Source organism: Moritella sp. JT01 (assembly GCF_001574435.1).
GTDB lineage: Bacteria > Pseudomonadota > Gammaproteobacteria > Enterobacterales > Moritellaceae > Moritella.
Window position 1 is genome coordinate 343,479 of record NZ_LOCN01000001.1, and the last position, 11,842, is coordinate 355,320.

Consider the following 11,842-nt stretch of genomic DNA (forward strand, 5'->3'; position numbering starts at 1 on the left):
CATGTTGTTATTTTGGATAGTAAGTATTGTATTAGTGATCGTTGCCGCGCTGGCATTTGTTATCCCTGTTACGGGTAAGAGAAAATTAACTGGCGCGACACGAGACCAATTAAACAAAGACCTTTATAAAAGTCGAATTAGTGAATTGGTTGACGATGAAGATCAAGGTTTGTTAGACAAAAGCGAAGAGTTTATTGATGAAATGCAACGTGGTCTATTGGACGACGTTCTTGATGAGAAAGTGGCAAAAGTAAATACAGCTAACTCACCATTCATCTGGCTTGCTGGTGTTGTGTTTTTAGTTGTGTTCTCTGTGTCTATGTATCTGACATTAGGTGCACGTGACAAGGTAGCTAACTGGGAAGACGTATATTCACGTTTACCTGAGCTAACAAATCGTGTAATGAATGAAGGTGATATAGTTACTGATCAAGAGATTTCAGACTTTAAACTAGCATTGACTACGAAGATGATAGAAGAGCCGGACAATGAATTTGGTTGGTTATTATTGGGACGTTTAAACGTTGCTTTAGGTGATCCAAACGCGGCATTCATTGCGATGGACCGTGCTTATAAGCTAGCTCCGATGAACACATCAATCGTGACTGGTTATGCGCAAGCATTAATGCTGAGTGATGATCCAGAACAAAATAACTTAGCACGTAAAATATTGATGGATCTGAAAAAAGAAAAACCTGATGATATCGAAGTATTATCTACTTCTGCTTTCATGGCGTTAGAAAACCAAGATTATCTTGGTGCAATCGAGCAATGGCAACGTATGTTACCGTTACTTGCTGGCCAACCAGATCGTATCGAGATGATTCAAGGTAGTATTGAGTATGCAAGAAAACAGATTGAAGCGAAAGGTGGTACAGCTCCTGGCATTGCTGACACCGCAACCGATAGCCGCCCTGCAGCAGCCGAAAATGAAGCCGCGGCGGGTAATGAGCAAGTGACGATCACTATCACTGCTGATCAAGCGCAGCTTAAAGGTTACTTGTATATTTACGTGAAAGCGGCTGCGGGCCCTAAAGCACCGCTTGCTGTTAAACGTATCACGAACCCAACATTCCCATTAACTATCTCGTTATCTGATAGTGATGCGATGATGGCGCAAATGAAGATGTCACAATTCCCATCGATCAAAGTGAGCGCTAAGCTTTCTCAAGATGAGAATGTGATGACGAAAGATGATGACATCAATAGTAATATTGTGACGGTTAATGAAGGCGATTCACGTTCTGTGACGCTTAATTTTAGTCGTTAATTTAATGAGCGTGTTACTGATGTTGTGACATTTTATTAGCGCTTGTTAATCAGCCCTGCGGAAATTATTTATATAATATCCGCAGGGCTTTTTAGTATCTGTTATCTGGTTTTTAAATTAAACACTGATAAAAAAGTTTATGATTAAATGCCAAAAAAATACTAAGCTGCACGCCAGTTGATAAGGCGTTAAACAGCATCGAAGGAGTTGTTAGTGCTAAACGTAAGAATGAAAATTTCAGAGAAACAAGCGAAAAAGCTCATTTTTGATCTGGTGAAATATAGTGACCACTCAAATCGAAGTTTGACTGATGGATTGAAAAATAAAACAATTGAGCAGTGGTTCGAGCAGAATAAATACCCTTTTAAGCGTTTAGTCTCAGATACTCGAGATTGGGAATATGTTGTGCCGTTTGTCGAAAATACGATGGATAGCAAGGTTTACATCAGCGGTGCTGGCATTATCAATGTGAGTGATTATCAAGGTGAGTTTGAGTCAGCACTGGAATACCGTAATACGGCTATTAACAACGCTGATATTGAAGCGTACCACGCATGTATTGCTAAACTGTTCGTATCTTTAGCATCATATTTATCGTTTAAAGCTGAATGCTACAATGCTGAAAATGAAGACAAGTTAGAAGACGCTCAAGGAAGCCCTGTTTCTTTAGAAGAAAAAATAAAATTGTGGATTCCAATATTATCTGGCGGCAAAGAACTAGATAGTAGTAAGAAATCTTGGGATCTGTTTCAAGCACAATTGGCTCAGTATAATGAGGACGCTATCAATCCTACATTTTTAGCTCAAGATTTATCCGCTACACAGCTTGCTGAAAAAGTGAATGACTTGCGAGGTGGTATTATCAATATCATGTATGAGCTGCATGTGTTGCTGAGCGATGAAATTAAATCTCAGTTGGTTAGGGCTGTCTATTTTCCCGATGTTTATGTATCCGAGGTCGCTTAGTACTTGATTCAAGTAATCAAGTAATCAAGTACTAAGCCAATCCTGTAGAGCTTAAATATATACCCAAGCATCTTGAAATAGCTTGGGTATAGCGAGTCGTTCGCTTCGCTGTATTTAGCCCTCAGCCTTCTTCGAAATTAGATTGTTTATTACAACACTCTTAATACGATTAAGTTAATAAGAGGTAGTCACACAAATTTGGGGACTGGGTTTCTACATCATTAGTACATATCAATCCCTTGATAAGATTTTAAAAATTGCCGACCACAATCAAGTCCTTGCTGATAATCATAATCAAGTGATGTCTTCTTGCTACCAATCAATTTTGATTTTAATAATTTAGTTGGATGCAGTTCGTATATGGAAACATCTTCTGGTGGACTCTCTAAAAACATCTGAGCTCTGATATACGATTCTTCATGATCGATTAAGTTATTCACTATCTCTTTGGTTTTTAAATTTTTAATATACGGTGTTAGCTTAGCTAAAATTTTATGTTCACTTTTGACCTCTGGCGGTGCAGTTCTAATCACAACAATATGCTTATAGCCTCGTCTATGTACCTCTTCTAGCGGTATTGGCGCCTGCACACCACCATCTAACCAATGATATTTATCGAGTGTAGCAGGCGTATTATAAATGCCTGGAATAGAACAACTCGCTTTTAATGCCAGCTCCCAACCGGCCCCAAATAAATCAAAATAATCCACTTGGTTATTATCAGCTTGAGTTGCTGTTACTAACACTTCACGGTTTTTCATGTTTTCATCACCGCGGTTCCAATCAAGCGGTATCTTTGTTTTTGTTTGTTCAATCAACCAATCAAGATCCATACCTTTATTATCGAATAAAAAAGAGCGCATGTTAAAGAAGTTTTTATGCATTGTGGCTTCTGTAATCACACGATAGGCGTGTCGATATTGTCCACAAATATAGGAGGCAAGATTTAATGCGCCTGCCGATGTACCAATTAATAATGAAAACGGATTAAATTTTTCTTTAAGAAAAGCATCTAGCACCCCCGCAGTGAAAATACCTTTTTGACCGCCACCTTCGACAACAAGCGCAATAGAATTGGCTTTATTAACACTGTAATCTCGGTTTTCTTGGGAACGAATTGCTGAATAGTAGTGGTGATTACCTGGCATTAAAACTCCTAAAGTCATCCTGATCAAGGCTCGTAAAAACACGCGAAATGCACGAATAATTTGTTTAGATAAGTAATTACATCGAGGATGTTATGCTATTTCAGCCATAGTAAATGACCTTCAATAAGCTAATACTACAGGGTATTTTCTTATATGACTTTCGAGTTAGCGACATTATGTTTCTAAAAAACGACAAGATTAATGACAATTTAGGGATTTGAAATCTCATTGAGATGTTTGATGGGCTTGTTGCAAAAACTCCCGTCTAAAAATAAGCCAATAATAAAATTAAAATGGCTACAGTAGGTGAACAGGGACTTGCTATTATCGCGAAAATACCTATGATACGCGCTCTATTACTTCGATTATTGAATGCGGGTTGACTATGTATAAATTAAATCTTGATATTGCTGATTTCATGGAAAATTATTGGCAGAAAAAACCACTGTTAATTAAAGCGGGATTCAAGGACTTTATCGATCCAATCAGCCCGGATGAAATTGCTGGTTTAGCGATGGAAGAAGAGGTTACGTCACGTATGGTTTCACGTGAAGATGGTAAGTGGGAAGCTAAATGCGGTCCGTTTACTGACTTTGAGCGTATGGAAAAACCAGGTGCTGCGATTCTAGTGCAAGCGATTAATCACTGGCATGATCCTTCCGCCGAACTGGCGAATGTGTTTAACTTTATTCCAAGCTGGCGCTTTGATGATCTGATGGTTTCTTACAGTACTGATACAGGTGGTGTGGGTCCGCATATCGATCGTTATTGTGTATTTATCATTCAAGGCTTAGGCAAGCGTCATTGGCGTGTTGGTGCTCAGGATATGAATCCTCAAGAGTTTGCTGCTAACGGCGCTCTGAAGCATTGTGAAGCGTTTGACGCGGTTATTGATACTGTATTAGAACCCGGTGATATTTTATATATCCCACCTTATGCACCGCATGAAGGTTATGCTGTTGGCGAAGCGATTAACTACTCAGTTGGTTTCCGTGCCCAAGATCAAAAAGAACTGTTAAACGACTTTGGTGATTACCTATTACAACAAGACAAAGAGTTTGTTCGTTATAGCGATCCTAAGTTACAACCACGTGCACAGCATGGCTCTATCGAATCTGGTGAAGTGCAAGGTTTAACAGACATAATGACATCATTAATGGCTGATAAAAGCGTTATGCATGATTTCCTTGGTCGTCATTACAGTGAATCTGCACATGAATTAGATTTGGTTGTACCTGAAGGTGGTTACATTGCAGATTACGCGATTGTAGTAGATGAAATCGGTATGGAGTCTTATTTGCGTAAAGTGAACGGACTGAAGACATTATACTTCCCAGAAATGCCAACGAGTTGCTTTATTGATGGTGAGCGTTATGACTTTGATGCCAGCATTGCTGCGAGTGTACAGACGTTATGTAACACCACAGAGCAGACAGCAAAAGAACTTGAAGTATTAATGGAAGATAAAGTATTTGGTCAACTGTTGATTGAATGGGTTAACTTAGGTTACTGGCACTTCGAGTAACGGTTAATACGCTGTTAGGTTAAGTTAAAAGCACAATAAATAGCACTAAGGCTTGATGGTCTTGGTGCTTTTTTTTGTCTGTAATTTGGCCGTAATAGTAAAGCTAGCAGAGTAGAGGGTAAGAAAAGAGTAGAGGGTAAGAAAAGATAAGAGGTTAAATATTATCAGCTAAGCTGGAATCGGGTAGGAGGGTGTTCACTGTTTTTCAGGTAAAAAATAACCCCAGTTATTTACATAACTGGGGTTAGGAAGATTAACTAAAAATAATTACTTATTTTTTAGCGTTCTCTTCTTTAACTTTAGCAATTACGCCTTCAGCTACGTTCATTGGACATGCGTTGTAGTGTGAGAACTCCATAGAGAACTGACCACGACCAGATGTCATAGTACGTAGTGAACCGATGTAACCAAACATTTCTGAAAGAGGTACGTCAGCTTTAATACGAACACCAGTAACACCAGCCATTTGATCTTTGATCATGCCACGACGACGGTTAAGGTCACCAATAACATCACCAACGTGATCGTCTGGAGTGAATACGTCAACAGCCATGATAGGTTCAATCAGTTGTACACCCGCTTTAGGGATAGACTGACGGAACGCGCCACGAGCTGCAAGTTCGAATGCTACTGCTGATGAATCCACTGCGTGGAAGCCACCGTCAAGTAGTTCAATTTCAACATCGATCATAGGGAAACCAGCTAGAACACCAGTATCCATCATGCCTTTAAAGCCTTTTTCAACTGCAGGCCAGAATTCTTTAGGTACGTTACCACCAACAACTGAAGATTTGAACGTGAAACCAGCACCCAGTTCGCCTGGCTTGATGATGTAATCGATTTTACCGAATTGACCACTACCACCAGATTGTTTCTTATGCGTGTAGCTATCTTCAATTTCTTGTGTAATAGTTTCACGGTAAGCAACTTGCGGAGCACCAACAACGAGTTCAACGCCGTATGTACGCTTAAGGATATCAACCTTAATGTCTAGGTGAAGTTCACCCATACCTGAAAGGATTGTTTCACCTGAATCTTGGTCAGTTTCAACTTTAAATGTTGGATCTTCAGCAACCATTTTACCGATCGCAATACCCATTTTCTCAGTTGAACCTTTATCTTTAGGTGTTACACAGATAGAGATTACTGGTTCTGGGAATACCATCGCTTCTAAAATGATAGGATTTTTAGGATCACATAATGTGTGACCTGTTTGAACGTTAGTTTTCATACCAACAATCGCGATAATATCACCCGCTTGTGCGTATGCTAATTCTTTACGTTCATCCGCTTGCATTTCACACATACGGCCTACACGCTCAGTTTTACCTGTTGCAGCGTTAAGGATCGTATCACCTTTTTTCAACGTACCTGAGTAGATACGAACGAAAGTAAGGGCACCAAAACGGTCATCTGAAATTTTAAATGCTAACGCTTTGAATGTTTCTTCAGTTGATACAAGTGCAAATTTACCGTTTGGCTCGCCTTCTTCATCTGTAAGCGGCTGAGGATCAACATCTGTTGGGCTTGGTAGATAATCTACAACAGCGTCAAGAATGTTTTGAACACCCTTGTTCTTAAATGCTGAACCACAGTAAGTTGGGAAGAAGTCCATTGTACGAGTACCTGCACGGATACAACGTTTGATGTCTTCCATAGCTGGCTCGTTGCCTTCCATGTAAGCTTCTAATAGCTCATCATCTTGCTCAAGAGCAGTATCAAGTAACTTTTCACGGTATTCTTCTACTAGTTCAACCATGTCTGCTGGAACAGCAGTGATTTCGAAGTTTTCTGCTTCGCCTGTATCATCCCAAACGTATGCTTGACGCGTAAGAAGGTCAACAACACCTACGAAATCGTCTTCGATACCGATTGGTAAAACCATAACGAGTGGGTTAGCACCAAGTACGTCTTCAGTTTGCTTAACAACGCGTAAGAAATCAGCACCCATACGGTCTAATTTGTTTACGAAGATGATACGTGCAACTCGTGATTCATTCGCATAACGCCAGTTAGTTTCTGATTGTGGTTCAACACCACCAGAACCACAGAATACACCGATACCGCCGTCAAGTACTTTAAGTGAACGGTAAACTTCTACTGTGAAGTCAACGTGTCCAGGAGTATCAATAACGTTAAAACGGTGATCTTTCCAGAAACAAGTTACAGCTGCTGATTGGATAGTAATACCGCGCTCAGCTTCCTGTTCCATGAAATCTGTAGTTGATTCGCCGTCATGTACTTCACCAGTTCTGTGGATCTGACCAGTAAGTTTCAAAATTCGTTCAGTTGTTGTTGTTTTACCAGCATCAACGTGAGCGAAGATACCGATATTTCTGTATTTAGATAAATCTGCCATTATGTTCTCTATAATTTATTTATGTAAAGATTCGCGCGGAGTATATCACGTTTTTTTAGCAACAAAAAAGAGATGGGCGCTTATAAAATGGCATTTACTGGGTTTTTTTCAATATCTATATAATTAATTCGTATTAAGACTATTAAAATTGAAGGTTTGGTTAAAATGTTGGTTTTTTATCCTAAAAACAGGCGCAATTATAGTCGAGCCTGTTTTGATATGCTTACAAAATGTGGTTTAAAACAGTTTTAATAAACTTGGCTGGTAGTCATCTAGGGTAATAGTTAAATTATTTTCTGCTATGAGCTTATCTAATTTTTCTATGTTAGCCATTAAACCTTCCATCGTTAATGTATTGTTGTCTAGATTGTATTGTTGCTTCGATGCCGCGTAATAGTAATTTAGGATGGTGATGGCATCGATATTGGTGTTGTCACTGTCGCTTAATGCCGTTTTTATATGATGCAGTTTGCGGTAAATTTTATTGTTTACTTGTTTTAGGTCCCAGACATACATGACTTCAGCGAGATAAGGATGACGACGAACGAGGCTGAATACGACCAACAAGCTAATCACACCTAGGATCACCCCAGCTAAATTTAATTTAAAATTATTCTCGTCAGCGCCGCCAAAAAAATGGATTAATACTTGGCCATAAAATAATGAAAATGCGATTAACACCGCTGTCGCGACAATACTCGCCATGTTTAAGTGTTTACGGTAACGAGTTTTGTCTATTTGTTGTAATTTCATTTACTTTCCGCTCTTTAATGAAGAGTGAATATTCTAGCAAATAAGGGCGTAAATAATAATATTAATCAGTGATTAATGATTAAATAAATGTAAAGTAATTGATAGCTGATTGAATCGAAGATTATTAATTAAGAATGGGATAAGAATGGGATAAGAAGGGTATCAATGACGTGATAATAAAACGCATCGTCTTTATTGCTAAAGACAATGCGCATAATATTATTTATAGATAAGCGGAGACTTGTATCACGCGCTTATTATAGATAAACGCTTAAGTGTTACTGCTTTTATTTGCAGAACCAGCAGGGCGACGACGATTGCCTTTGTTTGCTGATGGATTTGCTTCACTGCGTGGGCCTGTGTGACGACGGTTTTTACTTGCCGGTTTGTGACCACGTGAATTTTCACCTGAACGTTGACCATCTTGATGATCTTTCTTAGGCTTTTTCTCTTTTGGTGGACGAATACCCGGTGTAGTCGGGAATGAATCCATTGGTGCAAAACCGTCAACAACAACACGCTCAAGGTGTTTTTGCGTTAATTGTTCAATCGCTACTAGCTCTTTCATTTCGTCCTGACAGACTAATGAGATTGCAGTACCTTCAGAGCCAGCACGACCGGTACGACCAATACGGTGAACATAATCTTCTGGTACGTTTGGTAAATCGAAGTTAACGACTTGTGGTAGTTGCACGATATCGATACCACGCGCGGCAATATCAGTGGCAATAAGTGCTCGAACTTCACCTGATTTGAAATTTGCTAGTGCTTTAGTACGTGCACTTTGGCTCTTGTTACCGTGAATCGCTGCAGCATTGATGCCTTGCTCTTCTAGGTGTTTGGTTAACTTGTTCGCGCCGTGTTTAGTTTTGGTAAATACCAATACTTGTTTCCAGTCGTTTTCTTTAATTAGGTGTGTTAACAGCTGTGCTTTTTTCTTCTTATCAACCGGGTGCATCCATTGTTCAACTGATTTAGCAGCTGCATTACGTGGCGTCACTGAAATTTCGACTGGATCGTTGATTAAGCCTCTCGCAAGCTGACGGATGTCATCAGAAAAAGTTGCTGAGAATAATAAGTTTTGACGTTTTTGTGGTAGTACCGCAAGGATTTTACGGATATCACGTAAGAAACCCATATCCAGCATGCGATCGGCTTCATCTAATACCAAAATTTCTAATTGGTGAAAGCGAATAGCGTTTTGATTATATAAATCTAATAAACGGCCAGGCGTTGCCACTAAGATATCAACACCACGACGTAAACGCGTCATTTGTGGGTTAATTTTAACGCCACCAAATACAACGGTTGATGTTAAACGTAAGTGTTTGCTATAGACTTCAACGTTTTCTGCAATCTGTGCTGCGAGTTCACGTGTAGGCGTTAAGATTAATGTACGTGCTTGATTGGCACGTGGGCGCGGGCCTTGGCTTAGCTTTTCTAAAATAGGTAGAGTAAAACCAGCTGTTTTACCTGTCCCTGTTTGTGCCGCAGCCATTACATCCCTACCTGACAGTACAGCTGGTATTGCTTGCGCTTGAATTGCCGATGGTGTGTCGTAGCCTTTTTCTGCTACAGCCTTTAGGATTGGAGCGGATAAACCGAGGTCGGTAAAACTCATATAGTGTCTCTTTATTTATGTGGTTGCTATTTATGTGCTAATACTATGCGTTAGTACTTAGTATAACAGCGGTGCTGCAGGGTACATGATAGGCTAGTTAAGTGCAAACTGGATAATTATTGTTGTCTATAGCGCAATGATAAATAACTTTGTTGACAGCAAATTTTAAGTCTATATAATTCGCTGCAGCTTTAAGGTTAGTTTTATGAATGAATTCCATTTCGAAGTTTTTTTAGTACCTCGTCCTGTTTGATCATAAGTAAGTAGTAACACTTCCAGCAACACCGGCTTTATGCCAATTAAATTACTCTGATAAATAGGATTCTATTATGTCTACAATTACTGGTACAGTAAAATGGTTCAACGAAACTAAAGGTTTCGGTTTCATTCAACAAGAAAACGGCCCTGATGTGTTCGCACATTTCAGCGCTATCAAGAGCGACGGTTTCCGTACTCTTCTTGAAAACCAAAAAGTTGAATTCACTGTTACTGACGGCCAAAAAGGTCCTCAAGCAGAAAACATCGTAGTACTTTAATTCTTCTGAATTAATAGTCACTAAGATTGTTAACTTAAATGGATTGATGGTAAATCAAAAAGTTTAAGTATAAAGGGCATGTTCTTCGGAGCTTGCCCTTTTTGTTTTATCTATTATAACCATTTAAGGTATGCCCGTGAGCCAAACTAATTTTTCTTCTCTCAATTTACGTCCAGAGCTTGTCTCTAATCTGGATACTCTCGGTTATGCCGAAATGACACCGATCCAAGCACAAAGCTTACCGAGTATTCTTGAAGGTAAAGATGTAATTGGTCAAGGTAAAACAGGTTCAGGTAAAACGGCTGCTTTTGGTTTAGGTTTACTTCAGCGCTTAGACGTTGAACGTTTCCGTATTCAAACGTTAGTACTTTGTCCTACACGTGAACTTGCTGATCAAGTAGCGAAAGAAATTCGTAAATTGGCACGTGGTATTCATAACATTAAAGTACTTACATTGTGTGGTGGTATGCCATTTGGCCCACAAATCGGTTCATTAGAACACGGCGCACATATTATTGTTGGTACGCCTGGTCGCGTATTAGATCACTTAACGAAAGGCACGTTACGATTAGATAATCTAACAACATTTGTGCTGGACGAAGCTGATCGCATGTTAGAAATGGGTTTCCAAGACGCACTTGACGCCATTGTTGAGAAAGCACCAAGTGATCGTCAAACATTACTATTTAGTGCTACGTTCCCGAAAAAAATCCAAGCTATTGCAGCGAAAATAATGAACAACCCTGAAATGGTTGAAGTTGCGTCAACGCACGATGACAGCACCATTAAACAACATTTCTATAAAGTAAAAAACTTTGGTGAGCGTTTAGACACAGTACGTGGCTTATTACTACAGCACAAACCTGAATCAACGGTTATCTTTTGTAATACCAAGAAAGACGTGCAAGATGTTGCTGATGAATTAGGCCATTTTGGCTTTAGCGTTATTGCACTGCACGGTGACTTAGAACAGCGTGACCGTGACCAAGCGTTAGTGCGTTTTTCTAATAAAAGTATTTCGGTGATGGTTGCAACTGACGTTGCATCACGTGGTCTTGATATCGAATCATTAGACGCGGTAATCAACTTCCAAGTTTCTCATGATAGTGAAATCCATGTTCACCGTATTGGTCGTACTGGCCGTGCGGGTAGTAAAGGTATGGCTTACACTATATTTGATGATAAAGAAGCATACCAAGTTGCGTTATTAGAAGATCGTTTTGGTATGATCACGCCAGAAGCATTACCGCCAGAAAGTGTGCTAAATGAATCACCAATGACACCACCGATGGAATGTATCCGTATTGATGGTGGTAAAAAGCAGAAAGTACGTGCTGGTGACATTTTAGGTGCATTAACAGGTAAAGATGGTATTGATGGTAAGCTAGTGGGTAAAATCCAGCTGTTTGATAACTGTGCCTATGTTGCTGTTGATACTAAAGTGGCGAAAGCTGCGGTACAGAAAATTGGTAAAGGTAAGTTGAAAGGCCGTATGTTCCGCGCTTGGATTGTACGTTCATTTAACGATTAATCGTTAATATATACCCAAGATACCTTCATTCTGTTTGCCCTACGGGAGGCTAGCAGTTTGAAGCAGTTTGGGTATAACTGTCAGTAGCGATCGAATGACTCGTTACTGACAGTTATTATTTTCTACCTATCTT

At 39.6% G+C, this 11,842-nt stretch carries 9 protein-coding genes; 5 read left to right on the forward strand and 4 right to left on the reverse strand.

Going from position 1 to position 11,842, the window contains the following annotated elements; all coding sequences use genetic code 11:
- The first annotated feature begins 1 nt into the window (after position 1).
- Together ccmI and AKG98_RS01565 are read left to right on the forward strand one after the other, a co-directional pair.
- Positions 2-1,270 carry a c-type cytochrome biogenesis protein CcmI gene (gene ccmI, locus AKG98_RS01560; RefSeq protein WP_067040313.1) on the forward strand — a complete coding sequence of 423 codons (1,269 nt, stop codon included), beginning with the start codon at positions 2-4 and terminating at the stop codon, positions 1,268-1,270.
- Positions 1,271-1,483: 213 nt separating this feature from the next.
- Positions 1,484-2,236: a hypothetical protein gene (locus AKG98_RS01565; RefSeq protein WP_228140177.1), complete on the forward strand. Its 753-nt coding sequence runs from the start codon at positions 1,484-1,486 to the stop codon at positions 2,234-2,236.
- A gap of 221 nt (positions 2,237-2,457) precedes the next feature.
- Here the strand turns inward: AKG98_RS01565 and AKG98_RS01570 are convergent, their stop codons facing one another.
- On the reverse strand, positions 2,458-3,384 hold the full coding sequence (locus tag AKG98_RS01570; protein ID WP_067040319.1) for a patatin family protein: 927 nt from the start codon (positions 3,382-3,384) through the stop codon (positions 2,458-2,460).
- A 385-nt stretch (positions 3,385-3,769) separates the two neighbouring features.
- Between AKG98_RS01570 and AKG98_RS01575 the strand changes: the two genes are divergently transcribed.
- Entirely contained in the window at positions 3,770-4,909 is a 1,140-nt protein-coding gene (locus AKG98_RS01575; RefSeq protein WP_067040322.1) for a cupin domain-containing protein, read from the forward strand.
- 271 nt (positions 4,910-5,180) lie between these two features.
- Here the strand turns inward: AKG98_RS01575 and fusA are convergent, their stop codons facing one another.
- From fusA to AKG98_RS01590, 3 genes are all read right to left on the reverse strand, one after another.
- On the reverse strand, positions 5,181-7,268 hold the full coding sequence (gene fusA / locus AKG98_RS01580) for an elongation factor G (RefSeq protein ID WP_067040324.1): 2,088 nt from the start codon (positions 7,266-7,268) through the stop codon (positions 5,181-5,183).
- Positions 7,269-7,505: 237 nt separating this feature from the next.
- Positions 7,506-8,021, reverse strand: coding sequence for a DUF3087 family protein (locus AKG98_RS01585; protein WP_067040327.1), 516 nt, complete (start codon positions 8,019-8,021; stop codon positions 7,506-7,508).
- 271 nt (positions 8,022-8,292) lie between these two features.
- Positions 8,293-9,642, reverse strand: a complete 1,350-nt coding sequence (locus AKG98_RS01590) for a DEAD/DEAH box helicase (RefSeq protein WP_067040330.1) — start codon at positions 9,640-9,642, stop codon at positions 8,293-8,295.
- 329 nt (positions 9,643-9,971) lie between these two features.
- On the opposite strand from AKG98_RS01590, the gene AKG98_RS01595 reads away from it, so the two are divergent.
- Both AKG98_RS01595 and dbpA read left to right on the forward strand, forming a co-directional pair.
- Positions 9,972-10,178, forward strand: coding sequence for a cold-shock protein (locus AKG98_RS01595; protein WP_067040335.1), 207 nt, complete (start codon positions 9,972-9,974; stop codon positions 10,176-10,178).
- Positions 10,179-10,308: 130 nt separating this feature from the next.
- On the forward strand, positions 10,309-11,709 hold the full coding sequence (gene dbpA, locus AKG98_RS01600; protein ID WP_198155369.1) for an ATP-dependent RNA helicase DbpA: 1,401 nt from the start codon (positions 10,309-10,311) through the stop codon (positions 11,707-11,709).
- The last annotated feature ends 133 nt before the right edge of the window (positions 11,710-11,842 follow it).

Bases quoted from the DNA above. Each gene is read 5' to 3' on its own strand.
- AKG98_RS01575 (WP_067040322.1), top strand. From the start codon at position 3,770: ATGTATAAATTAAATCTTGATATTGCTGATTTCATGGAAAATTATTGG.
- fusA (WP_067040324.1), bottom strand. From the start codon at position 7,268: ATGGCAGATTTATCTAAATACAGAAATATCGGTATCTTCGCTCACGTT.
- AKG98_RS01585 (WP_067040327.1), bottom strand. From the start codon at position 8,021: ATGAAATTACAACAAATAGACAAAACTCGTTACCGTAAACACTTAAAC.
- AKG98_RS01595 (WP_067040335.1), top strand. From the start codon at position 9,972: ATGTCTACAATTACTGGTACAGTAAAATGGTTCAACGAAACTAAAGGT.
- AKG98_RS01570 (WP_067040319.1), bottom strand. From the start codon at position 3,384: ATGCCAGGTAATCACCACTACTATTCAGCAATTCGTTCCCAAGAAAAC.
- dbpA (WP_198155369.1), top strand. From the start codon at position 10,309: ATGCCCGTGAGCCAAACTAATTTTTCTTCTCTCAATTTACGTCCAGAG.
- ccmI (WP_067040313.1), top strand. From the start codon at position 2: ATGTTGTTATTTTGGATAGTAAGTATTGTATTAGTGATCGTTGCCGCG.
- AKG98_RS01590 (WP_067040330.1), bottom strand. From the start codon at position 9,642: ATGAGTTTTACCGACCTCGGTTTATCCGCTCCAATCCTAAAGGCTGTA.